General features: G+C 64.9%; 19 protein-coding genes and 1 pseudogene. 15 read left to right on the top strand and 5 right to left on the bottom strand.

What is annotated here, in order from left to right:
* The 5 genes from HLH48_RS07650 to HLH48_RS07670 form a co-directional block, all read left to right on the top strand.
* A partial coding sequence (locus tag HLH48_RS07650; RefSeq protein WP_281374925.1) for a phosphate signaling complex PhoU family protein occupies positions 1–170 on the top strand: 170 nt, incomplete at its 5' end.
* Positions 171–183: 13 nt separating this feature from the next.
* On the top strand, positions 184–912 hold the full coding sequence (gene phoB, locus HLH48_RS07655; RefSeq protein WP_373320156.1) for a phosphate regulon transcriptional regulator PhoB: 729 nt from the start codon (positions 184–186) through the stop codon (positions 910–912).
* A 39-nt stretch (positions 913–951) separates the two neighbouring features.
* Positions 952–2250, top strand: a complete 1299-nt coding sequence (locus HLH48_RS07660; protein WP_182996915.1) for an ATP-binding protein — start codon at positions 952–954, stop codon at positions 2248–2250.
* Between the two features lie 76 nt (positions 2251–2326).
* Positions 2327–3331 carry a phosphate ABC transporter substrate-binding protein PstS gene (pstS, locus tag HLH48_RS07665; protein WP_182996916.1) on the top strand — a complete coding sequence of 335 codons (1005 nt, stop codon included), beginning with the start codon at positions 2327–2329 and terminating at the stop codon, positions 3329–3331.
* A gap of 291 nt (positions 3332–3622) precedes the next feature.
* Positions 3623–5326 (top strand): OprO/OprP family phosphate-selective porin, encoded by a 1704-nt coding sequence (locus tag HLH48_RS07670; RefSeq protein WP_182996917.1) that lies wholly within the window; start codon positions 3623–3625, stop codon positions 5324–5326.
* A gap of 99 nt (positions 5327–5425) precedes the next feature.
* Here the strand turns inward: HLH48_RS07670 and HLH48_RS07675 are convergent, their stop codons facing one another.
* On the bottom strand, positions 5426–6388 hold the full coding sequence (locus HLH48_RS07675) for a LysR family transcriptional regulator (RefSeq protein WP_246387135.1): 963 nt from the start codon (positions 6386–6388) through the stop codon (positions 5426–5428).
* A gap of 75 nt (positions 6389–6463) precedes the next feature.
* Positions 6464–6943, bottom strand: coding sequence for a CBS domain-containing protein (locus HLH48_RS07680; RefSeq protein ID WP_182996919.1), 480 nt, complete (start codon positions 6941–6943; stop codon positions 6464–6466).
* Positions 6944–7175: 232 nt separating this feature from the next.
* On the opposite strand from HLH48_RS07680, the gene ilvD reads away from it, so the two are divergent.
* From ilvD to HLH48_RS07700, 4 genes are all read left to right on the top strand, one after another.
* Complete coding sequence (gene ilvD, locus HLH48_RS07685; RefSeq protein WP_182996920.1) at positions 7176–9032, top strand: dihydroxy-acid dehydratase; 1857 nt, start codon at positions 7176–7178, stop codon at positions 9030–9032.
* Between the two features lie 487 nt (positions 9033–9519).
* Positions 9520–12693 carry an efflux RND transporter permease subunit gene (locus HLH48_RS07690; protein WP_182996921.1) on the top strand — a complete coding sequence of 1058 codons (3174 nt, stop codon included), beginning with the start codon at positions 9520–9522 and terminating at the stop codon, positions 12691–12693.
* Positions 12693–13874 (top strand): efflux RND transporter periplasmic adaptor subunit, encoded by a 1182-nt coding sequence (locus HLH48_RS07695; protein WP_182996922.1) that lies wholly within the window; start codon positions 12693–12695, stop codon positions 13872–13874. Before HLH48_RS07690 ends, HLH48_RS07695 begins: the two co-directional genes overlap by 1 nt.
* On the top strand, positions 13871–15469 hold the full coding sequence (locus HLH48_RS07700; protein ID WP_182996923.1) for an efflux transporter outer membrane subunit: 1599 nt from the start codon (positions 13871–13873) through the stop codon (positions 15467–15469). The genes HLH48_RS07695 and HLH48_RS07700 overlap by 4 nt, the downstream gene beginning before the upstream one ends.
* Before the next feature lie 155 nt (positions 15470–15624).
* On the opposite strand, the gene HLH48_RS07705 is transcribed toward HLH48_RS07700, so the two are convergent.
* Complete coding sequence (locus HLH48_RS07705; protein ID WP_182996924.1) at positions 15625–15945, bottom strand: hypothetical protein; 321 nt, start codon at positions 15943–15945, stop codon at positions 15625–15627.
* Positions 15946–16205: 260 nt separating this feature from the next.
* Between HLH48_RS07705 and HLH48_RS07710 the strand changes: the two genes are divergently transcribed.
* The 4 genes and pseudogenes from HLH48_RS07710 (at position 16206) to HLH48_RS07725 (ending at position 20209) form a co-directional block, all read left to right on the top strand.
* Positions 16206–17468 carry a cation:proton antiporter gene (locus HLH48_RS07710; RefSeq protein WP_182996925.1) on the top strand — a complete coding sequence of 421 codons (1263 nt, stop codon included), beginning with the start codon at positions 16206–16208 and terminating at the stop codon, positions 17466–17468.
* Positions 17468–17656 (top strand): annotated as a pseudogene (locus tag HLH48_RS23665) (DUF1275 family protein); the annotation flags it as partial. The gene HLH48_RS07710 and the pseudogene HLH48_RS23665, both read left to right, overlap by 1 nt.
* A gap of 510 nt (positions 17657–18166) precedes the next feature.
* The gene (locus HLH48_RS07720; RefSeq protein WP_306309918.1) at positions 18167–19153 is read left to right on the top strand and encodes a DUF1852 domain-containing protein; all 987 of its coding nucleotides are present in this window, start codon (positions 18167–18169) and stop codon (positions 19151–19153) included.
* A 27-nt stretch (positions 19154–19180) separates the two neighbouring features.
* Complete coding sequence (locus HLH48_RS07725) at positions 19181–20209, top strand: methionine synthase (protein WP_182996926.1); 1029 nt, start codon at positions 19181–19183, stop codon at positions 20207–20209.
* Here HLH48_RS07725 and metF read toward each other — a convergent pair.
* Complete coding sequence (gene metF, locus HLH48_RS07730) at positions 20206–21114, bottom strand: methylenetetrahydrofolate reductase [NAD(P)H] (protein WP_246387151.1); 909 nt, start codon at positions 21112–21114, stop codon at positions 20206–20208. The two genes, HLH48_RS07725 and metF, sit on opposite strands and share 4 nt — an antisense overlap.
* Positions 21115–21301: 187 nt before the next feature.
* Between metF and HLH48_RS07735 the strand changes: the two genes are divergently transcribed.
* Positions 21302–22243 (top strand): LysR family transcriptional regulator, encoded by a 942-nt coding sequence (locus HLH48_RS07735; protein WP_182996927.1) that lies wholly within the window; start codon positions 21302–21304, stop codon positions 22241–22243.
* Positions 22244–22264: 21 nt separating this feature from the next.
* Here HLH48_RS07735 and HLH48_RS07740 read toward each other — a convergent pair whose 3' ends face one another.
* Positions 22265–23194, bottom strand: coding sequence for a hydrogen peroxide-inducible genes activator (locus HLH48_RS07740; RefSeq protein WP_182996928.1), 930 nt, complete (start codon positions 23192–23194; stop codon positions 22265–22267).
* Between the two features lie 102 nt (positions 23195–23296).
* Between HLH48_RS07740 and HLH48_RS07745 the strand changes: the two genes are divergently transcribed.
* Positions 23297–24751, top strand: coding sequence for a catalase (locus HLH48_RS07745; protein WP_182996929.1), 1455 nt, complete (start codon positions 23297–23299; stop codon positions 24749–24751).
* Positions 24752–25096: the final 345 nt, after the last annotated feature.

The raw sequence follows: 25096 nt of genomic DNA on the forward strand, positions 1-25096 counted from the left end.
ACATGATGGAGGACCCGCGTACCATCCGGTCCTGCACGCATCTGCTGTTCATCGCCAAGAACCTGGAGCGGATCGGCGACCATGCCACCAACATCGCCGAACGCGTCTATTTTGCCGCCACGGGCGAGCAACTGCCGGTCGTGAGGCCGCGCGGCCTCCCGGTGGTGTAACGGAAGCGGGATGATGTCGGGCACGATGATGGAGACGGGCGAGGATGCGGGGGCGCGCAGGCCCTATATCCTGGTGGTCGAGGATGACGACGCGCTGCTGATGCTGGTGCGGTACAATCTGGAAAAGCTGGGTTACGAGGTCGGGGTGGCCGAGGACGGCAACCAGGCGCTGGCGCGGGTGGCGGAGCGCCGGCCCGACCTGATGATCCTGGACTGGATGCTGCCCGGCCTGTCGGGGCTGGATGTGTGCCGGCGGCTGCGCGAGCAGGAGGTGACCCGGGGGTTGCCGATCCTGATGCTGACCGCGCGGGCCGGCGAGGCCGACAATATTCGCGGCCTGGATGTCGGTGCCGACGATTATGTCGTCAAACCTCTCAGCATCGAGGCGTTGCAGGCGCGCATCCGCGCCCTGCTGCGGCGGGCGCCGCCGCTGGAGCAGGTGCTGCGCTTTGCCGACCTGACGATGGATACCGTTGCCCATCGGGTCGAGCGCAACGGGCGGACGCTGGCGCTGGGCCCAACGGAATACCGGATCCTGGAGTTCTTCCTGCGCCATCCGCGCCAGGTCTTCTCGCGCGAGGACCTGTTGCAGCGGGTGTGGGAGCGGGGGGTCCATGTGGAACTGCGCACCGTCGACGTGCATATCCGTCGCCTGCGCCTGATCCTGAACGGGCCGGGCGAGGGCGATGTCGTCCGCACCGTGCGGGCCGCCGGCTATGCCCTGGATGATCCGCGCCCCTGATCGCGCCGCCCGCGCGCCTGTCGGGACGGGAGTTGAGCCATGTCCGTCCTAGCGGTCGAAAACATCGTGGCGGCTTTGGGTGCGCTGGCGGCCGGCGCGCTGGGGTGGCGCCTGGTCGTCGGCCGGCGCGCCGCGACCCTGTCGATGGCGGGGGGGGATTCCGTCCACGCGGTGCCGCCCTCGGCCACCGTCCTGTCGCGCATGTTCGAGACGCTGGACCTGGTGCCGGCGGCGATTCTGGTGCTGGATGCCGGAGGGCGCATCCTGCATGCGGGGCCCGGCGCGTGGGAATTGTTCGGCGACAGCCTGGGCGCGATCATGCGGCATCCGGCCGCGCTGTCGGCGGTGCTGGGATTGTGCGATGGCGACCGGGCCGAGATGGATATGATGCTGGACGTGCCGATCCGCCGCGCGGTGCGCGGGCAGTTCCGCCGGATCAGCATCGGGCCGGGGCAGTCGGTGGTGCTGGCGACCTTGCAGGATGGCAGCGAGCGCGACGCGCTGGAGCGCATGCGGACCGATTTCGTGGCCTATGCCAGCCATGAACTGCGCACCCCGCTGGCGGCGCTGACGGGCTTTATCGAGACGCTGCGCGGGCCGGCGGCGGACGATCCGCCGGCGCAGCAGCGCTTTCTGGAGGTGATGGCCGGCCAGGCGGCGCGGATGCAGCGCCTGCTGGACCGGCTGCTGATGCTGTCGCGGGTGCAGATGATCGAGCATCGCAAGCCGCGCGGCACGGTCAGCCCCGCCACCATCGTCGCGCGGGTGCGCGACGAGGCGGCGCCCCTGCTGGAAGCGGGGCCGGCCAGCCTGGAGATCGACCTGGCCCCCGGCCTGCCGGACTTTGCCGGCGATGCCGACCAGGTGGTGCAGGTGCTGCTGAACCTGGTCGAGAACGCGATCAAATATGGTTCGGCCGAACGTGATCGCGGGGTGACGATCGGCCTGCGCGTGCGCCAGATGGTGCCGGCGGCGCTGATGGGTGTGATGGGGGCGGGCAAGGTGCATGGCGTGGGGTCGGGCGAGGGAAGCGTCCGCCAGGGGGTGGCCTTTACCGTGGCCGACAATGGGCCGGGGATAGAGGCGCGGCACCTGCCGCGCCTGACCGAGCGTTTCTATCGCGTCGAGGGCAGTTCGACCCGGCGGACCGGAACCGGGCTGGGGCTGGCGATCGTCAAGCATATCATCGACCGGCATGACGGGCGGCTGACGGTCGAAAGCCGGGTGGGGCACGGGACGGCCTTTACGGTGTGGTTCCCGTTCGGGGATGGCGTGTCTTTGAAACGTCATGAAACTGTCATAGACACATCATGCCCCCAGCCGGCCGATCCGGGCTAGGAGGAAAGTGCCCGGGATGGCGCCTTGCCGCTGCCCCGGATTTCTGTCTGTCACGCTCGTTCAGGAACGGAACCCGATGCGTCGTCCTGTCAAATTCCTTGCCGCCCTCATGGTTGCGGCTGGCCCGGCTGCCCTTTCCGTGGCGCATGCCGCCGACATCACCGGAGCCGGCTCCAGCTTCGCCGCTCCGATTTACGAAGCCTGGGGCGCGGCCGCCAAGAACGCTACCGGCGTGGCCGTGAACTACCAGAGTGTCGGCTCCAGCGCCGGTCAGAACCAGATCCTGGCCGGGACGGTCGATTTCGGCGCCTCCGACGCCCCGATGGACGCGGCCAAGCTGGAAAAGGGCTCGCTGTTCCAGTTCCCGACCGTGATGGGCGGCATCGTTCCGGTGGTGAACGTGCCGGGCGTGAGCGCCAACGCGCTGCGCCTGACGGGCGACGTGCTGGCCGATATCTATGCCGGCACCATCTCGTCGTGGAACGACCCCCGGATCGTGGCGCTGAACCCGGGCCTGAAGCTGCCGGACCTGCCCATCGCGACGGTGCATCGCGCCGACGGGTCGGGCACGACCTTCGTGTTTACCTCGTACCTGTCGCGTGAATCGCAGTCGTGGCATGACGCGGCCGGTGCCGGCAGCTCGATCGCCTGGCCGGGCGGCGTGGGCGCGCGCGGCAATGATGGCGTCGCGGCCTCGGTCCGCAACACCGAAGGCGGCATCGGCTATGTCGAATATGCCTATGCCAGCCGCAACCACATGACGACGGTGCAGCTTAAGAGCAAGGCCGGTGATTTCGTCACCGCCGACCTGAGCAGCTTCGCCAAGGCCGCCGAGGCCGCCGATTGGAAGGGCGCGACCAATTTCGCGGTCGACCTGCTGGATACGCCGGGCCAGGGCGCGTGGCCGATCGTCTCGGCGACCTACGTGCTGGTGCCGAAGCCGCCGAAGGATGCGGCCAAGGGTACCGCGGTGCGGAAATTCTTTGGCTGGGCCTTCGACAATGGCGATTCGGCTGCCCGCCGCTTGGATTATGTCGTCCTGCCGGCTTCGGTGAAGGCTGCCGTGCGCGCCGCCTGGTAACGGCGACGCTCCATCCGGTTATGGAAAAGGCGGGGGCCCCGGGTCCCCGCCTTTTTTATTTGTAGTGACGGGATCGGGGAAAAATAATTCTGTCATGTTCTTCATGTGTGTTTTATCGCCTGTCGTTCCATGGACGATGTTGTTTTTAGGGCACAGTGATTAATTCTATTTATTTTCAATTGTTTGCGGCGTTTTGTCATCGATCTGTCATACAACAGTTATAAAATCATCACACCGCAAAAGGATGGTCCAGTTTACGAAGTCGTCATCTTCTTCTTTGGAACGGATGATATGCGTCTTCGATCCTCTCTTTCCGCCCTGTTCTGCACCACCGCATTGCTGGGCACTGTCTCGTTCATTCATCCGGCAGCGGCCGCCGACTCGCAGGATGCGCAATTGCGTGAACTGCGCAGGGAAATGCTGGAGATGCGGAGCCAGATCAAGGCGCTGAGATCGCGCCTGAACGAGCCCGACAGGAACACGCGGACCGCCCGGGTGGCGGAAGCGGCGCATCGTTCCGAAATGTCCAACCGCATGGCGCATGATATCCATATCGGCGAGCCGGCCCTGCCGAGCGTCGGCGTGCTGAACGCGTCGGGCGCCGGGACGCCGCCGTCGGATCGCGCGGTGGTGGAATCCTGGAAGGATTTCCAGGCCGCTTCGCAGAGCGACGAGGAAGTCGCGGTCGGCGGGATGAAGATCGGCTTCCCCAAAGGGCGCTTCACGGTCCAGTCGAAGGATGGCGAATATGCGCTGTCGATCGGCCTGGCCTTCCATGAGGATTTTGGTGGCTTCATCACCAACAATCCGCGCAGCAGCGGCAATATCCATGAGGCGAAGGGCGCGTTCAACAGCTTTACGACCAACCAGCGCCGCCTGCGCATTCCCTTCATGTTCCGCTACAAGAACTGGGTCGCCGCGGTCACCCCGGATTTCGGCGCCAACCACAATGACGGCTATGTCGGGCTGTATGAAGGCAACCTGAACTATACCGGCCTGCGCAACACCATCCTGACGGTCGGCTACTTCCAGCCGCGCGTGACCGAGGAAGACGCGGAAAGCTCCAACGACTTCTTCACGCTCGAGCGTCCGAGCATCACCGACATGGTGCGCAACATCGCCGCCGGTGACGCCCGCTTCAGCGTCGGCGGCCTGCATTACGAAAAGCGCTGGTGGATCGCCGGGTATTTCACCGGACAGGAATGGGGCCATCGGAACCCCTCCGATAACGGCGCCACCTATTATGGCGGCGGCAGCGGCGCCGTCGTCGACAGCCAGACCGGCGGCGTGTTCCGCGTTGCCGGCCGGCCGGTCGCGACAAAGAACTGGGATGTGCATCTGGGCACCTCGGCGATGTCCGCCTTCAAGGTGCAGGGCACGGGCACCAACAACCGCACGACCTCGTTCGGCCAGCGCCCCGAGTTCGATATCGGTGAAGGCAGCATGGCCGCCACCGGCGCGATTCCCTTCGTCTCGCATATCTGGGCGGCCGGGCCGGAACTGGGCGTTCGCTGGAACCGCCTGCTCGTGAAGGGTGAGTATTATCACGTCGGGGTCGAGCGGTCGCAGGGCCTGCCGACGCTGGGCTTCCAGGGTTGGTATGGTGCCGCCGCCTATACCATCTTCGGCACGCCGCGCATGTATAACGTCAAGGAAGGCGCCTGGGGCGCGCCGGGCGTGAAGGAGACGGAGGAGTTCGATCCGGCGCACGACAAATGGGGTGCCCTGGAAGTCGTCGGCCACTACAGCGTGATCGACCTGAATTCCAACGCCAACGACCCGTCGGCGCGTGCCGGCAGCAAGATGTACAACTATTACGGCGTGAACGGTGGCCAGCAGACGGTCTGGCAGGGTGGCCTGAACTGGTATCCGAACCGCCATTTCGCGATCAAGGCGGACTACAGCCACTTCATCGTGTCGCGCAGCCAGCAGGCGACCAACACGCTGGGCCGCACCGGCGACTCGGTCGAGGCCCGGGTGCAGGCGACGTTCTGAGCAGACGACGGGAGAGAGCCGCGTCTGCGCGGATCTCTCCCCGGGAACGGGACCATGGCGAAGGGCGCGCGGCATCCGGTCCGCGCGCCCTTTTTCCATTCAGGTTTCGCGATGGCGGGCTTCGTCGAGCGCCTTGCGAAACGCGTTGACCATCAGGCTGTTCTCGGCCTCTTTCTTGACCACGAAATGGAGCTGGGTCGAGAGCGGCGGCAGGTCCGTGCAGGCCAGCGGGCGCAGCCGGCCGTCGCGGACCATCGGGGCGGCGAAGGCGTCGGGCAGGAAGCCGATATACACGCCGGTCAGGATCAGCATCGCCCGTGCGTCGATCGTCTCGGCCGAGGCGGAGAAGGCCAGGCGGCGGCGGATGGCGGGCCAGTCGGACGCCGTGGCGGCGTCGGAGACGTCGATCAGGCGTTCGTTCTCCAGCATCGCCAGCGTCAGCGGGCCGTCATGGCCGAACAGGGCGTGCCGGCGGCCGCAATAGAGATGCAGCGTCTCGGTGACCAGGATGCTGGCGCTGAGGGCCGGCTGGTCCGTCGGCATCAGGGTGAGCGCCGCCGTCGCCCGGCCGTCGAGCAGGGCGTGCTCGATCTCGGCGGCCGAAGTCGAGGTCATGCTGATGAAGACTTGCGGGTGCTGGCGGGCGAAGATTTCCAGTGCCTGGATGATGCCGGTTTCGCCATAGACCAGCATGTTGTCGATGACGTAGAGCGCGAAGCGGCCGGACAGCACGCCGCTGGCGATATTGACGCGGTCGCGGAAGCGGTCGATGTCGCGCAGCAGGTCGTCCGTCGCCTCCAGCACCGCGCGGCCTTCCGGCGTCAGCGCGAAGCCGCCGCGTCCCCGGCGGCACAGGCGGATGCGCAGGCGCTGTTCCAGCGACGAGATGTCGATGCTGATCGACGATTTGCTCTTGCCCAGCGCCAGTTCGGCGGCGGCGAAGCCGCCGCGCGTGGCGACGGTGCGGAACACGCGCAGCAGGCGCAGGTCGACCTCGGCCAACTGGCCGGAGAAACCCTGGGGGGAGCGGGCCGGGGCGGCCCCATGCCGGGGGTCGGCCAAGGGAGCATCCTTCCTCTGTGCGAGGAAGGGGCATATCATGGCCGGGCGGCGGGCGCCATTTTCCGGCCCGGGCCGTCAGGAGGCGAAGGGGCGGGGCGACACCGAGGCGTGGCCGCCATCCTGCATGACGTAGGCGCGCATCTCGCGGGCCAGGGTCTCGGCTTCCTCCAGCCGCAATTTCACGATGTCGCCGATGCTGACCAGGCCGACCAGGGTGCCGCCGCCATCGAGGATCGGCACATGGCGGCTGTGCCGGCGGGTCATCTTGCGGGCGACCATGTGGATATCCTCCGACCGCGTCGCGGTCGGGACCTCGCGGGTCATGATGTCCCGCGCCGCCAGGCGTTCGACGCCCGCGCCGTGACGCGCCAGGGCATCGACGATCGAGCGTTCCGAGACGAGGCCGGCGAGATGGCCGGCGCCGTCGACGACCGGGACCGCGCCGATGCGGCGTTCGACCAGCAGGCGGGCGATCGCCGCGACGGGCTCGTCGGGCTCGACGGTGACGACGGCCGCGCCTTTCTCGTTGAGGATGTGCAGGACGGGGATGCTCATCGGGTGTCTTCCTGTGATTGCTCCACGCTTCATGGGTGGCGTGGCGTGCCGTCGAAGGTGGCGTTTTTCGGCCCGGGCGCAATGGCGCGCGCGGTCATATCGGTGTGAGGGCGCCCTGGTGCTTCACGGCGGGGGGGAACGTCTCATATAAGGGGGGCGCGCCGGGATGCGGCGTAGCGCGGGTGTTCGCGTCGCGACCGCCCGGCCCCTGTCCGGAAAGGCTTTCGAGATCATGCCCGCCTATCGTTCCCGCACCACGACGCATGGCCGCAACATGGCGGGGGCCCGCAGCCTGTGGCGCGCCACGGGCATGCAGGAGTCCGATTTCGGCAAGCCGATCATCGCCATCGCCAATTCCTTCACCCAGTTCGTGCCCGGGCATGTCCATCTGAAGGATCTGGGGCAGCTCGTGGCCGGCGCGGTGGCCGAGGCGGGGGGAATCGGCCGGGAATTCAATACCATCGCGGTCGATGACGGCATTGCCATGGGGCATGGCGGCATGCTGTACAGCCTGCCCTCGCGCGAGCTGATCGCCGATGCGGTGGAATATATGTGCAATGCCCACTGCGCCGACGCGCTGGTGTGCATCAGCAATTGCGACAAGATCACGCCCGGGATGCTGATGGCCGCGATGCGGCTGAACATTCCGACCATCTTCATCTCCGGCGGCCCGATGGAGGCCGGACGGGTGACGACGGGGGGGATCGAGCGCCATGTGGACCTGGTGACGTCGATGGTCTCGGCCGCCGATCCGCGCGTCAGCGATGCCGAGTCCGAATCGATCGAGCGGTCGGCCTGCCCGACCTGCGGATCGTGCTCGGGGATGTTCACCGCCAATTCGATGAACTGCCTGACCGAGGCGCTGGGCCTGGCGCTGCCGGGCAATGGCAGCCTGGTGGCGACCCATGCCGACCGGCGGGATCTGTTCCTGGAGGCCGGGCGGCGGATCGTGGGCCTGGCGCGCCGCTGGTACGAGCAGGACGATGCCGGCGTTCTGCCGCGCGGCATCGCCACCATGGCCGCGTTCGAGAACGCGATGACGGTCGACATCGCCATGGGGGGCTCGACCAACACCGTGCTGCACCTGCTGGCCGCCGCCCATGAGGGCGAGGTGCCCTTTACCATGGCCGATATCGACCGGCTGTCGCGCCGGGTGCCGCATCTGTGCAAGGTCGCGCCGTCGAAGGCCGACGTGCATATGGAAGACGTGCATCATGCGGGCGGGGTGTTCGCCATCATGGGCGAGCTGGACCGGCTGGGGCTGCTGCATCGCGAGGTGTCGATGGTGCATGCGCGCTCGCTGGCCCAGGCGCTGGAGCAGTGGGACGTGGCGGCGCCCGAGGCGCGGGAGGCGGCGCGGACGCTGTTCCGCGCCGCGCCGGGCGGGGTGCGGACCACGCAGGCATTCTCGCAGGCCAGCCGGTATCACGCGCTGGACCTGGACCGGGCGGAGGGGGCGATTCGCGACGGGGCGCATGCCTTCAGCCAGGATGGCGGGCTGGCGGTGCTGTACGGCAACATCGCCGAGGACGGCGCGATCGTGAAGACGGCGGGCGTGGCGGCGAACCTGCTGCGCTTCAAGGGTCCGGCGCGGATCTTCGAGAGCCAGGACGATGCCGTGTCGGCGATCCTGGGCAACCGGATCGTGGCGGGCGACGTGGTGGTGATCCGCTATGAGGGGCCCAAGGGCGGGCCGGGGATGCAGGAGATGCTGTACCCGACCAGCTACCTGAAATCGAAGGGGCTGGCGGAATCCTGCGCGCTGATTACCGACGGGCGGTTCTCGGGCGGGAGTTCGGGCCTGTCGATCGGCCATATTTCGCCCGAGGCGGCGGAAGGCGGGGCGATCGGCCTGCTGCGCGAGGGCGACCTCATCGAGATCGACATTCCCGGCCGGGTGCTGCGCGTCGACCTGCCGGACGCCGAACTGTCCGCGCGGCGGCTGCGGATGGACGAGGCGGGGGAGGCGGCGTGGCAGCCCGTGCGCACCCGCGCCGTATCGGTGGCGTTGCAGGCCTATGCCGCGCTGACCACCAGCGCCGCGCGGGGCGCGGTGCGCGATGTGGGGCAGTTGCGCCGCCGCGGATAGCGGGAGCGGCCGTGCGGGGCGCCGGGTGGACAGTCCGGCGCCCTTCTTGTATTCATATCGTAATGATACCCGTCTGATGTTACGTTGGGCAATATATTGCCCGGCAATGATGAAGAGTTGGGCATAGATTTGGCCCTTCTGTACCGTGTCGGCGGCTTCATGAAATTTGTTTTCGGAACATGGACATCTTTTCATACATACTTTGAAATATATCTATGTATAGGCTGTGGTGAGACAGCGTTGCTCTTGCGGGCACGCGCGCACGGGGAGCCAGAGATGATCATCACGCCGCATAATTCCTGATCCGAGCGGGACTGGCCCGCGCGTTGCGCGGTGCTGAGGCCGGACCCGGCCATGGCTGACGGACAGCGTGTCGACCCTTCTGCGTGTCGCGGAAAGGGGATGGCGCGCCGGTCGTCCGGACGTGGCTGCGCGGCCTGTTTCCTCCTGATGCCGGTAAATGCCCTGGACAGGGAAAAAGTCACCTATGAATGCAATCGTCGTGACGGCCCTGCGACGGCCGTACACATTTGTCGTTCTGTCGATCCTGATCGTCTTGTTCGGCGTCATGTCCGCCCTCAAGACGCCGACAGACGTCTTTCCCAATATCAAGATTCCGGCGATTGCCGTGGTGTGGACCTATGGCGGTCTGCTGCCCGACGAGTTCGCCGCGCGCGTCATGTACAATTACGAACAGGGCGTGACCTCGACGGTCGAGGGAATCGAGCACATGGAGTCCGATTCCTATTACGGCCGCGGCATCGTGAAGATCTTCTTCCAGCCCGGCACGGAGATCGGATCGGCCGAGGCGGACGTGACCGCGATCTCGCAGACGGTGCTGATGCAGTTGCCGGAGAAGATCCCGGCGCCGATGATCATGAAGCTGGAGGCGTCGTCGGTTCCCGTCATCACGCTGGAGCTGACGTCGGACACCATGACGCCGTCGGACCTGTTCAAGCTGGCGCAGATCCGCGTGCGCACGCTGCTGGTGACGGTGCCGGGCGCCATCGTGCCGCATCCCTATGGCGGCATGGACGCCTTCGTGATGTTCGCGCTCAACCAGAAGCAGCTCCAGGCGCACCACCTGTCGGCGATGGATGTGCAGAACGTCCTGGACAAGCAGAACATCGTGCGTCCGGCCGGCGACCAGAAGATCGGCCCCACCGACTGGATGGTCGCGACCAACGCGCAGCCGCGAACGATGGAGGAACTGGCGAACATCCCGATCAAGCGCGTCGGCAATTCCGTCATCTACATGCATGACCTGGGCGACGTGTATCGCGGCGGCCATCCGCAGACCAACCTGGTGCTGGTCAAGGGCCGGCAGGCCGTCATCATGGTGGTGATGAAGAGCGGCGAGGCCTCGACCCTGGATGTCGTGTCCGGCGTGAAGGCGCTGATCCCGCGCCTCCAGAAGGTCATTCCGCCCACGGCCCATATCTCGGTCCTGAACGATGCCTCGGGCTTCGTGAAGGATTCGATCGTGGACGTGTTGCGCGAGATGGTGACCGCCGCGTTCCTGACCGGGCTGGTGGTGCTGCTGTTCCTGGGCTCGTGGCGCTCGACGATCATCATCGCGACCTCGATCCCGCTGGCGATCCTGTGCGCGGTCATCGGGCTGGGCTGGGCCGGGCAGACGATCAACGTCATGACGCTGGGCGGGCTGGCGCTGGCCGTCGGTATCCTGGTCGACGACGCCACCGTCATGATCGAGAATATCGACACCCACCTGGAGATGGGCAAGGAACTGGAGGTCGCGATCATCGACGCGGCCAACCAGATCGTGATCCCGACCTTCGTCTCCACCACCTGCATCTGCATCGTCTGGCTGCCGCTGTTCGAACTGGGTGGGGTGGCCGGGTGGCTGTTCATGCCGATGGCCGAAGCCATCATCTTCGCGATGATCGCCTCGTTCATCCTGTCGCGGACGCTGGTGCCGACCATGGCGAAGTTCCTGCTGGCGGGGCAGACCCATGGCGCGCACGGGCATGACACGCATGAGGACCAGCTGAAGGGCGGCAATATCTTCTCGCGCTTCCAGCGCGGGTTCGAGCATCGGTTCACCGCCTTCCGCGAGGCGTATGGACGCTTCCTGGAACGGTCGATCGCGCGGCGGGGGCGCTTCGCGTCGATCTTCCTCGGGCTGTCCCTGCTTTCGATGGGATTGTATGTCGTGGCCGGGCGCGACTTCTTCCCGGAAATCAAGTCCGACCAGTTGCAGATGCACATGCGCGCGCCGCTGGGCACCCGGATCGAGGTGGCCGGCCGGATCGCGACGCTGGTCAGCGACCGGATCCATCAGCTCCTGCCGGGCAAGGTCGACGATGTGGTGAGCAATTGCGGCCTGCCGGAAGGCCCGCATAACCAGGCCTTCATCCCCACCCCGACGATCGGGACGCAGGATTGCGACCTGACCATCACGCTGACGGAAGCGGAAGCGCCGGTGTGGGATTATCGCGCCGTGCTGCGCAAGGGCCTGTCGGCGAGCTTTCCCGGCACGGTCTTTACCTTCCAGCCGGCCGACCTGACGGCACGTATCCTCAATTTCGGCTCGCCCGCGCCGATCGACATCAAGATCGCCGGTCCGGAGCTGGGCAAGAGCTACACCTACGCGCTGGAGCTGGTGAACAAGCTGCGGCTCGTGCCGGGGGCCACCGACGTGTCGTTGCAGCAGACGATGAAGACGCCGACCCTGTTCGTGAAGGGGGACCGGACCTTCAGCCAGGCGACCGGCGTCAATGCCGCCGACCTGGCCGACAACGAGCTGATGACGCTGTCGGGCAGTTCGACCGTCGATCCGCAATACTGGTACGATCCGGCCTGGGGGGTGACCTTCCTGCTGAATACCTATGTGACGCAGAACCAGTTGACGCACTTCAACGACCTGCTGTCGATCCCGGTCGACAAGGGGGACGGCGACCCGTCGGGCAAGGGGATGCAGTTGCTGGGCGCCATCAGCACGATTTCGGCCAAGGGGACGCCGGGGCAGGTGTCGCACTACAACTCGATGCCCGCCTTCGATATCTACGTATCGGCCGAGGGCACCGACCTGGGCAGCGTGCTGGCGGGCGTGAACAGGGTGATCGCGCAGACGGCGGCGGACGTGCCGCGCGGCGCGGCGGTGGATGTGGAAGGGCAGGCGACGACCATGCGCAGCGCCTATGTGCAACTGGTCGGCGGCCTGGCGGTCTCGATCGTGCTGATCTACCTGCTGATCGTCGTCAACTTCCAGTCCTGGCTTGATCCGTTCATCATCATCTCGGCGCTGCCAGGGGCGCTGGCGGGGATCGCGTGGAGCCTGTTCCTGACCCACACGCATCTGTCGGTGCCCGCGCTGACCGGTGCCATCATGTGCATGGGAACGGCGACGGCGAACTCGATCCTGGTCGTGTCCTATGCCCGCGAGCGGCTGGAGGTGCATGGCGATGCGCTGAAGGCGGCGCTGGAGGCGGGATATGGACGTATCCGCCCCGTGCTGATGACCGCCGCCGCGATGATCGTGGGCATGGTGCCGATGTCGATCAGCAATTCGCAGAACGCGCCGCTGGGCAAGGCGGTGATCGGCGGCCTGATCGTGGCCACCATTTCGACGCTTCTGTTCGTTCCCTGTGTCTATGCGATTATCTACAACCGCTCGTCGAGCCGGAAGGAGACCGTTTGATGGCTTCTCTGTCACGCAACACCCTTCTGGCGTCGGGGGCATGTGTCCTGGCGGTGCTGGTCGGTTATCAGGTGGTCACCCGTGTCCATGCGGTGACGGAACTGCGCGCCGAGACGTTGCGCAATGCGTTGCCCGACGTCGCGGTGATCCTGGCGAAGCCATCGCCCAAGACCGTGACCCTGACCCTGCCGGGCAATATCGATGCCTGGTACCAGGCGCCGCTCTTTCCGCAGGCCTCGGGCTACGTGAAGATGTGGTACAAGGACTACGGCGCCGAGGTGAAGGCCGGCGACGTGCTGGCCGAGATCAACGCCCCCAGCCTGGACGCGCAATATGCCCAGGCCAAGGCCGACCTGGCGGAGGCGCAGGCCAAATACAACCTGGCCGTGGTCAGCGCCAATCGCTGGCGGGCGATGGGCAAGTCGCAGGCGGTGTCGGGCCAGTCGGTCTCGGTCGCGGATGCGAACGAGAAGGCCGGGCTGGCGGCGATGCAGGCGGCCGAGCACAGGGTGGACCAGTACGAGGCGTTGGAGCGCTTCAAGACCATCGTGGCGCCGTTCGACGGCGTGGTGACGTCGCGCGACATCAATGTCGGCGACTATGTCAGCAGCGGGGCCGGGGAGCATGGCAGCAACGGCGACGCCAGCCAGCTCTTTACCGTGTCGGACATGCACAAGATGCGCCTGTTCGTCTCGGTGCCCGAAACGTTCTCGTATATTCTCAAGCCGGGCATGACCGCCCAGGTCAGCGTGCCGCAGTTCCCCAACCAGACCTTCAAGGCCGACTTCCTGACCATCGCGCGGGGATATGACCCCAATACCCGCACGGCGATCACCGAGTTCGTCATCGACAACGACAAGCATGAGCTGTGGCCGGGGACGTTCGCATCGGTGACGATGACGGCGCCCTCGACCCCCGGTGTGTTCCAGATCCCGACCGCGGCGCTGGTGTTCCAGGAGAAGGGCATGCAGGTCGCGGTGCTGGACGCCAACGACGTGGTGCATTACCGCGACATCCAGGTGGGGCGCATGGCCGATGCCGAGACCGACGTGACCTCGGGGATTTCGCCCAGCGACCGGATCATCAACAATCCGCCGGCCGACCTGCTGGAGGGGCAGAAGGTCCATGTCGTCCAGCCCGTGAAGGGGTATGATGAATCGTCCGAGGAAATCGAGGGATGAGCATGCGGTCACTGCGCCGGACCATGATGTCCGGCGGGGCGTTGCTGTCGCTGGCGGCGCTGTCCGCCTGCGACCTGGCGCCCGCCTATCATCCCCCGACCTATGTCGTGCCGGCGAGCTGGCATGGGCAGGGGGCGTTCGCCACCGCGACGCCGGCGGACACGCAGATGCCGTCGAACTGGTGGACGCTGCTGCATGACTCGCAGCTCGATGCGCTGGAGGACAAGGCGATCGCCGCCAATGCGGACTTGCAGGCGGCGGCCGAGCGGTTCGTGCAGGCGCGGGCCATGGTCATGAGCGCGCGGGCCGACCTGCTGCCGCATTTCGGGCTGGCCTTCGGCGCCTCGGACAACAAGCAGTCGGCCGACCGGCTGTTCCGCTACAAGGGCGCGCTGACCCAGACCGACGAGTTCTATGGCGGCCTGGCGTCGTGGGAGCCGGATTTCTGGTCCGAGATCCGCAACCAGGTGCGGATGGCCAAATTCTCGGCCCAGGAGAAGGCGGCGGATTATGCCGGCGCGCGGCTGAGCCTTCAGGCGGAACTGGCCAGCGACTATGTCGCGCTGCGCGGCTATGACGCGCAGGATGCGATCTATCGCAAGTCCATCGCCTATTACGAGCAGGCGCTGAAGGTGACGCAAACGCAGCTTGCCAACCAGGCGGCGCCGCGGCTGGACCTGGCCCGCGCGCAGAACCGCCTGTATGTGACCCAGGCGGCCGAGCTGGACATCATGGCCCAGCGCGAGGTGACGGAGCATGCGATCGCGGTGCTGACCAACAGCGCGCCGTCCGGTTTCCATATCGCGCCGACGGACCGGCTGATGTTCACCCGGGCGGCCATTCCGGTCGGCGTGCCGTCCGACCTGTTGCAGCGGCGGCCGGACGTGGCGGCGGCGGAACGCGAGATGGCGCAGGCCAACCGGGCCATCGGCGTGGCGCGGGCGGCGTTCTATCCGCATATCTCGCTGCATGCCAATGGCGGTTTCGATGCCAACGGCTTCGACCTCGCCAACCTGGCGAACAGCATGTGGTCGTATGGCGCGTCGGCCTCGATGCCGATCTTCGAGGGCGGGATGCGCCGGGCGGCCTTGCAGGCGTCCTGGGCCAGCTATCGCGAGATGCGCGACCATTACCGGTCTTCGGTGCTCGGGGCGTTCCGCGAGGTGGAGGACGGGTTGTCGCGCACCGACCGGCTCTGGGCGGAAAGCCTGCGGCTGAAGGCGGCGACGTCGGCGGCGCTGGACATGCAGAACATGACCATGACCCTGTACAAAGGCGGGCTGTCGCCCTACCTGGACGCGATCGTCGCGCAGGAAGCGGCGCTGGAGGCCCAGATTTCGCAGGTGCAGGTCGAGACCCGCTATTTCCAGGCGGAAATCGGCCTGATCCGGTCGCTGGGCGGCGGATGGAACGACAAGCTGCTGCCGACGCCGGACCAGACCATGACGTTCTCGGTCCTGCAATATGACGGGTTGCATCACCCCGAGCCGGCCGGTGGCATCGCCAGCGTGCGGGACGAGGTGCCGTTCGACAACCTGACCGGGGCGGCACCGGCGCTGCGTACCGGGACGGCGCCGGTTCAGGCGGGGCACTAGCCGCTGGCTTGTGACGGCCAGGGTGGACGAAGGCGGGGCGGCTCTGGCGCCCCGCCTTCGCGGCTTGCTGGTCCGGATGGAAAATGAAGGCGGCGAAGGGCGCAAGCCGCACGCCGGCGACGAGGCGGATGCTGTCATCCGCCTCAAGCGTCCGCTCATGGGTGGACATGCGACCGGAGCGGCCCGTTCCAGATAAAACCCGGCAGGACGTAGTTTTTCTGAAGCGAGTGGCCGGACGTATCGAACACCAGACCACCAGGCAGGGTCAGAAGCTGCTGCCCTCGACGGGGATGCCAGACCGTCTGTGCAAATTGGGCATAGCGGCCGTTCCGACCCGATTGCATACGGGCGGCATCATGGGTGAAGGCGATCCTCCCGCCATTGGCATCGTAGCGTCCCGGTAGGCGGCTGCCGTTCGCCGTCTCGTCATGACATGCGCGCCGCTCGCGCCATGGAGCGTCCAGCCGTGCCCCCATGGGAAGCCGCCATTATAGTATTGCGCGGCATTCGAGTCTTCGTAAGCGTCCGGACTACGCACGCTTGACTGCGGGTCTCGTGAATGCGCCGGCTCTCTGTATCAGCGACCTAAACATTGATTGACCAGTATAAAAGGTAGAAAAGATGGGCCGCTTTCGCCCTCATTTTTGCCATTCAATGCCCGGTTAAGCTTCTTCGAATAACGAACTATTCCCGGTTTTTCTTGACGTGAGGAGCCAGGGCGGCCAGCGATGAGGCCATGGATACGATCAGTCTTCTTGCCCTGCTCCTGACCCTCTCGGCAGGCTTCAGCATTCTTAACCACCACACATTGCGTGTTCCTGTCACGATTGGCGTTCTGGTCTTCTCATTGCTGACCTCGCTGCTGGTCATGATCCTGAATCCGCTGATCCCGGCCTATGATCTTCAGGCTCTCCCACGATCCGTGCTCGGTGCCATCAATCTGCCTGCGGCACTTCTGAATGGTGCCCTGTCGCTGCTGCTTTTTGCGGGAGCCATGCAGGTGAATGTCGGACATCTGCGCGCAAAGCTGATGTCTGTGACAGCCCTCTCCATTCTGGGAACCGTGCTGGCCGTGGCTTTTCTGGCGGTCGCGGCGTGGTGTGTTTTCCCGCTGCTGGGCCATGCCGTTCCGTTTACATGGTGCATCGTGCTCGGCGCCATTCTGGCACCTACGGACCCGGTTTCAGTCGTGGGGATGCTGAAACGTCTGGGACTGCCAGGACCGCTACAGGCCGTTTTTGCGGGTGAGAGCCTGTTCAATGACGGTGTGGGCGTCGTTATATTCGGTGTAACGATCGGGCTGGCGAACGGAGACAGCCAGGGAGTGGGAGCTTCCGAGATCGCCCTGAGCTTCTGCCGCGAAGCGCTCGGTGGCGGCCTTCTTGGAGCGGCAACCGGGTGGATCGCGCTTCGTGTGCTCAAGGCGCAGCGTGACCCTCATATCGATCTGCTGACCTCGCTGGCTCTGGCAACCGGAACATTCAGCATCGCCAATCAACTTGGCATGTCCGGTGCGATTGCCGTCGTCATGGCCGGTCTCTGCTTCGGAACCAGCTACAGCCATTCCATTTTCGATGAAGTATCCCGCAAGGAACTCGATATTGCATGGACGCTGATTGACGAGGTGCTGAACGTCTTGCTGTTCATGCTCATCGGCTTTGAAATACTGGAGATCAGGCCGCATCTGTTTACGGTTCTGGCAACGCTTGCTGTGATCCCGTTATCCATTGCCGTGCGGGCATTGAGCGTGCTGTTCTCCACCCTGCCGGTTCATCTCCGGCAGTGGGAGCGCGGCCGTGTCCTCGGCATTCTGACATGGGGCGGTCTACGTGGCGGTATCTCGGTCTCTCTGGCGCTTGGCCTGCCACCCGGAGACCTGCGCGACCTGCTGCTGCCTGTTTGCTACGGTGTCGTGGTGTTCACCATCATCGTGCAGGGGCTGACCATGGAGCGGGTCGCCCGCAGGCTCTATCCGTCAATCGCCTCCCGGTCGCAATAATGCCCTCCTCCATTCTCCCGGTCTCGATTTCCGCCCGACGGGTTTTCATTCTCGGGCTTGTCGCAGGCTATGTGGATGCCCTGAGTTTTGTTGATCTGGGCGGCATCTTTGCTGGCGCGATGACAGGTAATACCACGCATATGGGTGCCTCGTTTATCAGTGGGAACTGGCATCATGGCCTCCTTCTGGCCGTGCAGGGCGAGACGATCGCGAAGTTCTCCGGCATGCCCAGAAAACTCCTCTCTCAGTGTATCAGGAGCTCTCCACTTTTTCAGCGCAAGTCCACATCGTGCCAGTCATCCCGCGGATCCGACGTTGCGACTGGCACTGGAAACGACCCAGGCTGTCTTTGCGCGTCAAGTCGGACGGGAACGGGTGGGCGAAGAACAATCGCGTCTATGAAGGGCGGGGCGGTTCGTAACGTGAATCGTCGCGTGTCGATCGCGTGTCCGACCCGTTGTGGTCCGCCATGTGTCACGATCGTCGACCGCGCCAGGGCCAGACTATGAACCAGATTCATGTTTGGATGAAATCAAATCATTTTCATTCAAGTGTGAGTTGGGGCATAAGACATGCACCGCTGCCGAACGGCAGGCAGGGTGACGGTTGCCGCCTGGGAAATCTTGAAACGATAATTGGGATTTTTCTGATTATCGACGGATGGACCGTGGAATTTCTGGATAATGGGATGCAGGTCGATGATGATCAAGGACGATACATTCAAGATCTCGCGCATTCGCTTCGACGAGAATTATCGCCCCTCCGATAATACGCGGCTCACGACCAATTTCGCCAATCTGGCCAGAGGGGAGAGCCGGCAGGAGAACCTGCGGAATGTCCTGAGAATGATTGACAATCGTTTCAATGACCTGGCGCATTGGGATAACCCCGACAAAGATCGCTATTCCGTTGAGCTTGAAATCATCTCCATCGAGATTCGTATCGATTTCGATGGCGGGAAGGATATGTTTCCGCTGATCGAGGTCCTGAACACGATTATTGTCGACAGGAAGACCGACAGGCGCATCGACGGGATCGTGGGGAACAGCTTCTCCTCGTATGTGCGGGATTATGACTTCAGTGTGTTGTTGCCGGAGCATAACAGGACGCGGACCGCATTCGGCACGCCGCGTCATTTTGGAGACCTGCATGGGACGCTCTTCAAGTGCGTGGTCAATTCGCGCGCCTACGGGGAGAATTTCAGGAAGCTGCCCGTCATATGCCTGAGTGTTTCGAGCAACAGGATCTATCATCGGACTGAAAACCAGCATCCGGTATTGGGTGTCGAATATCAGCAGCGTGAATTTTCCCTGACCGACCAATATTTTGAAAAAATGGGCATGCAGGTTCGCTATTTCATGCCGCCCGGCAGCGTCGCGCCCCTGGCGTTCTATTTTTTCGGTGATCTGCTTTCTGACTACACCAATCTTGAGCTTATCGGCACCATCAGCACGATGGAGTCTTTTCAGAAGGTCTATCGCCCTGAAATTTACAACGCCAATGCCGCCGCGGCGGCATGTTACCAGCCGAGTCTGACGCATCAGGATTATTCGACGACCCGGATCGTCTATGACCGCGAGGAGCGCAGCCGACTGGCCGTCGCGCAGGGGAAATTTACGGAAGAGAGATTCATCAAGCCATATCAGGACATTCTTGAGCGGTACTGCGCCGATTGCTCCGTTTGATCAACCAGGAATACGAGGTCTGCTTTCATGAAAACATTGCTCCCCACCGCGACGGCCGGCAGCCTGCCCAAGCCTTCGTGGCTTGCGAAGCCCGAGACGCTGTGGTCGCCCTGGAAATTGCAGGGCGCGGAACTGGTCGAGGGCAAGCAGGATGCCCTGCGCCTGACGCTGGACGACCAGGATCGCGCGGGCATCGATATCGTCAGCGACGGCGAGCAGACGCGCCAGCATTTCGTCACGACGTTTATCGAGCATCTCGGCGGCGTCGATTTCGAGAACCGTCAGACGGTCAGGATCCGCGACCGTTACGATGCCAGCGTGCCGTCGGTCGTGGGCGCGGTGACGCGCGAGAAGCCGGTCTTTGTCGAGGATGCGAAATTCCTGCGCGCGCTGACGAGCAAGCCGATCAAGTGGGCGCTGCCGGGCCCCATGACCATGATCGATACGCTGCATGACGGCTATTATGGAAGCCGCGAGAAGCTGGCGTGGGAGTTCGCCAGAATCCTCAACCAGGAGGCCAGGGAGCTGGAGGCGGCCGGTGTCGATATCATCCAGTTCGACGAGCCCGCGTTCAACGTCTTTTTCGATGAGGTGAACGATTGGGGGATCGCGGCCCTGGAGGCGGCGATCGAGGGGCTTCGATGCGAAACCGCGGTCCATATCTGCTATGGCTATGGCATCAAGGCCAATATCGACTGGAAGAATGGCCTGGGGGCGGAGTGGCGGCAGTATGAGGAGATCTTTCCAAAACTGCGGGAATCCAGGATCGACCTGATCTCGCTGGAATGCCAGAATTCGCGCGTTCCAATGGACCTGATCGAACTCATTCGCGGCAAGAAGGTGATGGTGGGCGCCATCGATGTGGCGACCCATGCCGTCGAGACGCCCGAGGCGGTCGCCGATACGCTGCGCAAGGCGCTTCGGTTCGTCGATGCCGGGAATCTTTACCCCTGCACCAACTGCGGCATGGCGCCGTTGCCGCGTCACGTGGCGCGCGGCAAGCTGCGGGCGTTGGCGGCGGGCGCGGCAATCGTGCGGCGGGAACTTTCGGCCTAGCCGGCCGCCGCGTCCTCGCCCGTCGGGCGCGCCCCGAGCATATGGGCGATCGCGTAGGGCAGGTCGGGGCGGTTCATCGTCGAGATATGAAATTCGTTGATTCCGTGGGCCTGCAAGGTACGAACCAGTTCCACCGCCACGACGCCGGCGACGATGCGGCGGAGTTCGGGGTTCCGTGACGTGTCTTCGAACAGATGCGTCAGCCAGGCTGGCACCGTGACGCCGCAGATGGCCGAGAAGCGGGCCACCTGGTCGTAGGTCGATATCGGCATGATGCCCGGGACGATCGGTGCGGTGATGCCGGCCGCCAGGCAGCGGTCGCGCAGGCGCAGATAGGTCGCGGCGTCGAAGAAATACTGCGTGATCGCGCGGGTCGCCCCGGCATCGAGCTTGCGCTTGAGATTGTCCAGATCCGCTTCCGGAGACGAGGCGGCGGGATGCGTCTCGGGGTAGGCGGCGACGGAGATTTCGAAATCCGCGATGCGGCGCAGGCCGGCGACGAGATCGCTGGCATAGGCATAGCCGCCCGGATGCGGCGCATGGCCGGCGCCCGGGGGCGGATCGCCCCGCAGGGCCACGATGTGCCTGACACCGGCCTGCCAGTAGGCGCGGGCGATGTCATCGATATGTTCGCGGGTGGCGCCGATGCAGGTCAGGTGCGCGGCGGGCGCGAGGGATGTTTCCCGTTTCAGGCGCGCGATCGTGGCGCGGGTGCTGGCCTGCGCGCTGCCGCCCGCGCCATATGTCACCGACACGAAGCGGGGCGACAGCGGCGCCAGGCGCCGGATGCAGTGCCATAGCCGCTGCGCCATGGCGTCGGTTCTCGGTGGTACGAACTCGAAGGACAGGACGGGGGGCGGAGCGTCGCGCATGCGCAGGCAGGCGCGTGGCGTGCCCGCGAGCATGGCTTCCGGATCGATGGTCATGGCGGGCGTCGCCGGGAACGGCGCGCGGGGGGCTGGGTGATCGGTCGTGGCCATGGAGCGTTATCCGGATGAATCGTGCGGTGACGTCACGCTAGGCGCTTGTGAAGATGAGCTGAAATGATATGTTTTTATGATTATATGAATTTCATGCATTTTCGGGGTGGACATGGGGGTTCTGGAGCGCAGTCATCTGATCATCATCCAGGAAGTGGCGCGGGAGGGGTCGTTGACCGCCGCCGGGATGCGCCTGAACCTGACCCAGCCGGCGCTCAGCCATGCGATCCGCAAGATCGAAAACCAGCTTGGGGTCAAGATCTGGCGGCGGGAAGGGCGGTCCCTGGCGCTGACCCAGGCGGGCGAATGGCTGCTGTCGCTGGCCAACCGCCTGCTGCCCCAGTTCGAACTGGCGGAAAGCCGGCTTGAACAGTTCGGGAATGGCGAGCGGGGGGCGCTTCGTATCGGGATGGAGTGCCATCCCTGCTACCAGTGGCTGCTGAAGGTGGTCTCTCCCTATCTGGAGAGATGGCCGAAGGTCGATGTCGATGTGCGACAGAAATTCCAGTTCGGGGGGATCGGCGCGCTGTTCAGCAACGAGATCGATGTCCTGGTCACGCCGGACCCGCTTTACAAGCCGGGCCTGAAGTTCACGCCGGTCTTCGATTATGAACTCGTGCTGGTCGTGGGGCCGGAACACCCGTTGCGGGATGCCAGGTTCGTCGTGCCCGAGCAGCTTGCCGGGGAGACGCTGATTACCTATCCCGTGCCGTCCGAACGGCTTGATATCTACACGCAGTTCCTGCAACCGGCGGGCATCGGGCCGCGACAGCAGAAGCAGATCGAGACCACGGACATCATGCTGGTCATGGTCGCGCATGGCCGGGGGGTCGCGGCGCTGCCGCGCTGGCTGGCGGAAGAATATGCCGACCGTTTTGAACTGTATCCGGTGAAGCTCGGCAGGAAGGGCATTGCGAAGCAGATCTTTCTCGGCCGCCGCGAAACCGACGAGGAGATTCACTATCTGCGGGATTTCATCGCATTCGCCGCGTCACCCGGTCTGGCCGGCCAGGGCGTCGCCGACGTGGAAAGCCGCGCCGGCAGATCGGGGTGAAGGGGGAGCCCTGATGCCGTGTCAGGGGGTGGCCTGGGCGCCCAGTTCCCGCGCCAGGTTTTCGAACAGCGGCGCGCGCGGGTCGGTGGCGCGCCACCACAGGCCGATGGTGCGGCCGATCTCGGGCGATGCGAAGGGTACGGCGCGGGAGAAGCCGCGCGCCTCGGTGCCGGTATCGACCGCCAGCGCGGGCATGACGGCGATGCCCTCGCCGGCGTCGACCATGTAGCGCAGCATCTCCACGCTGGTCGCGAACGGGCCGTCGGGGTCGGGGTGGGGCGGGGTGGCGGGGCTGCACAGCGACACAGTCTGGTCGCGCAGGCAGTGGCCGGGGTCGAGCAGGATCAGGGCGGCGCCGTCGAGATCGGCGGAGGACAGAGCGGAGCGCGCGGCCAGCGGATGGGCCCGGGGGAGCAGGACGCGAAACGGCTCGAAGAACAGCGGGGCGGCGGCGATGCCGGCATCCGTGACCGGCATCGCCGCGATCGCGATATCCAGCGTGTAATCCAGCAGGTGCCGCGCCAGATCGGGTGTCCGGTCCTCGGTCAGGCGCAGGGCGATGTCGGGGTGGGCGGCGCGAATCCGCCGCAGCAGCGTGGGCATGTAATAGGGCGCCAGCGTGGGGATGATGCCGAGCGCCAGGGAGCCGGACAGGTCGTGCCCGGTGCCGTGGGCCTGTTCCATCAGGACATGCGCGTCGCGGACGATGCGTTCGACCAGGGGGATCAGGGTCGCGCCGCGCTGGGTCGGGCGGGCGCCCCGGCGGCCGCGTTCGAAGAGCGCGCAGCCCAGCAGGGCCTCGACCTTGCGGATCTGCTCGCTCAGGCCGGGCTGGCTGACGCCGCAGAGCCGCGCGGCGCGGCCGAAATGGCCGGTGCGGCTGACCGCCAGCACATAATCGAGGTCGCGCAGCGTCAGGCCGGCGAGGGAGTGGGGAGGGGGGGTGGCCATATGATAGGGATAGCCTTTTGTTTCTATAAAGAGAATCGATTTTATCTATCAGACTGCGGCGGGTAGGCAGGGTTTCGCATCATTTGCGGAAAGGAAAACGCCATGTCCGACCCGATTGCCCGCCCCGTTCTGACGACCAGTGCCGGTGCGCCCGTTCCCGACAACCAGAACAGCAAGAGCGCCGGCCGCCATGGGCCGCTGCTGCTGGAGAACTACCAGTTGCTGGAGAAGCTGGCGCACCAGAACCGCGAGCGCATTCCCGAGCGGGTCGTCCATGCGAAAGGCTCGGGCGCCTATGGCCGCTTTACCGTGACCGGGGACGTCACGCGCTATACGAATGCCGCCATATTCGGCGAGATCGGCCGGACGACCGATGTGCTGGTGCGGTTTTCGACCGTCGCGGGGGAGCGGGGCGCGGCGGACGCCGAGCGGGACGTGCGCGGCTTCGCGCTGAAATTCTATACCAGCGAGGGCAACTGGGACCTGGTGGGGAACAATACGCCGGTCTTCTTCGTGCGCGATCCGATGAAATTCCCGGACTTCATTCACACGCAGAAGCGCCATCCGCGGACCAACCTGCGCTCGGCGACCGCGATGTGGGATTTCTGGTCGCTGAGTCCGGAAAGCCTGCATCAGGTGGCGATCCTGTTCTCGGACCGGGGCTTGCCGCGCGGCTATCGGTTCATGGACGGATTCGGCAGCCATACCTATTCGTTCTGGAACGATGATGGCGAGCGGTTCTGGGTGAAGTTTCATTTCAAGACCTGGCAGGGCCACCGCCATTGGACCAATGACGAGGCCGCTGCGATCGTCGGCCAGGACCGGGAAAGCGCGCAGCGCGACCTGTATGATGCCATCGAGGCGGGTGACTTCCCGCGTTGGACGCTGTCGGTGCAGATCATGACGGAGGCGGATGCCGCGCGGCAGCCGTTCGATCCGTTCGACCTGACGAAAGTCTGGCCGCACGCGGACTTTCCGCTGATCGAGGTGGGCGTGCTGGAACTGAACCGCAACCCGGCGCATTATTTCGCGGAAATCGAGCAGGCGTCGTTCTCGCCGTCGAATATCGTGCGCGGAATCGGCTTTTCGCCGGACAGGATGTTGCAGGGGCGGCTGTTCGCCTATGCCGACGCCCATCGCTATCGCGTCGGCACGCATTACGAGAGCCTGCCGGTCAATCAGCCGAAATGCCCGGTCCATACCTATCATGCCGACGGGCCGATGCGTTTCGACGCGCCGCAGGGCACGGATGCGTATTACGAGCCGAACTCGTTCGGCGGGCCGGTGGAGGACCCGCGCGCGAAGGAGCCGCCGCTGAAGCTGGACGGCGTGGCCGGATATGCCGACCATCGCGTGGGCAATGACGATTACCGCCAGCCCGCCGCGCTGTTCCATCTGTTCGACGAGGCGCAGAAGGAGCGTTTCTTCGGGAATATCGCGGCGGCGATGCAGGGGGTGCCGGCGGTTATCGTCGAGCGGCAACTGGCGCATTTCGCCAAGGCCGATCCGGCATGGGCGGAGGGGGTGCGGCGGGCGCTGGCGCGCGCGGCGGAATAGGGACGCCCCCTACCCCCAGCCCGTATCGCCCGGTCATGGAGCGGCGGCCCGGAATCGTTTCCGGCCGCCGCGAACCCGCGTTGTCCGGACCCGCCGCGAACATGCCGCGTGGTCCCGCACGCGCCGGATCGGGGGTGTAACGTATGGATCGTGGAATAAAACCGCCATATTTTTGTGTCGTTTCGACATCGGGTGCCAGTGAATCTGATTTTATTTGCGAGGCGATGATATCTGGCAAACCGTAACTTGATCGAAATAAAATAATCGGGATGAAAGGAAACGAAAGGAAACGATTGTCACAAAATCATAACGAGACCTGATCCGGGCCCGACCATATGAAGGCAC

It is taken from the genome of Gluconacetobacter sacchari, assembly GCF_014174255.1.
GTDB classification, from domain to species: domain Bacteria; phylum Pseudomonadota; class Alphaproteobacteria; order Acetobacterales; family Acetobacteraceae; genus Gluconacetobacter; species Gluconacetobacter sacchari.

Excerpts from the sequence above, each read along its gene's own strand:
- phoB (WP_373320156.1), top strand. The coding sequence starts at position 184 with ATGTCGGGCACGATGATGGAGACGGGCGAGGATGCGGGGGCGCGCAGG.
- HLH48_RS07660 (WP_182996915.1), top strand. The coding sequence starts at position 952 with ATGTCCGTCCTAGCGGTCGAAAACATCGTGGCGGCTTTGGGTGCGCTG.
- pstS (WP_182996916.1), top strand. The coding sequence starts at position 2,327 with ATGCGTCGTCCTGTCAAATTCCTTGCCGCCCTCATGGTTGCGGCTGGC.
- HLH48_RS07670 (WP_182996917.1), top strand. The coding sequence starts at position 3,623 with ATGCGTCTTCGATCCTCTCTTTCCGCCCTGTTCTGCACCACCGCATTG.
- HLH48_RS07680 (WP_182996919.1), bottom strand. The coding sequence starts at position 6,943 with ATGAGCATCCCCGTCCTGCACATCCTCAACGAGAAAGGCGCGGCCGTC.
- ilvD (WP_182996920.1), top strand. The coding sequence starts at position 7,176 with ATGCCCGCCTATCGTTCCCGCACCACGACGCATGGCCGCAACATGGCG.
- HLH48_RS07690 (WP_182996921.1), top strand. The coding sequence starts at position 9,520 with ATGAATGCAATCGTCGTGACGGCCCTGCGACGGCCGTACACATTTGTC.
- HLH48_RS07695 (WP_182996922.1), top strand. The coding sequence starts at position 12,693 with ATGGCTTCTCTGTCACGCAACACCCTTCTGGCGTCGGGGGCATGTGTC.
- HLH48_RS07700 (WP_182996923.1), top strand. The coding sequence starts at position 13,871 with ATGAGCATGCGGTCACTGCGCCGGACCATGATGTCCGGCGGGGCGTTG.
- HLH48_RS07705 (WP_182996924.1), bottom strand. The coding sequence starts at position 15,945 with ATGGGGGCACGGCTGGACGCTCCATGGCGCGAGCGGCGCGCATGTCAT.
- HLH48_RS07710 (WP_182996925.1), top strand. The coding sequence starts at position 16,206 with ATGGATACGATCAGTCTTCTTGCCCTGCTCCTGACCCTCTCGGCAGGC.
- HLH48_RS07720 (WP_306309918.1), top strand. The coding sequence starts at position 18,167 with ATGATGATCAAGGACGATACATTCAAGATCTCGCGCATTCGCTTCGAC.
- HLH48_RS07725 (WP_182996926.1), top strand. The coding sequence starts at position 19,181 with ATGAAAACATTGCTCCCCACCGCGACGGCCGGCAGCCTGCCCAAGCCT.
- metF (WP_246387151.1), bottom strand. The coding sequence starts at position 21,114 with ATGCTCGCGGGCACGCCACGCGCCTGCCTGCGCATGCGCGACGCTCCG.
- HLH48_RS07735 (WP_182996927.1), top strand. The coding sequence starts at position 21,302 with ATGGGGGTTCTGGAGCGCAGTCATCTGATCATCATCCAGGAAGTGGCG.
- HLH48_RS07740 (WP_182996928.1), bottom strand. The coding sequence starts at position 23,194 with ATGGCCACCCCCCCTCCCCACTCCCTCGCCGGCCTGACGCTGCGCGAC.
- HLH48_RS07745 (WP_182996929.1), top strand. The coding sequence starts at position 23,297 with ATGTCCGACCCGATTGCCCGCCCCGTTCTGACGACCAGTGCCGGTGCG.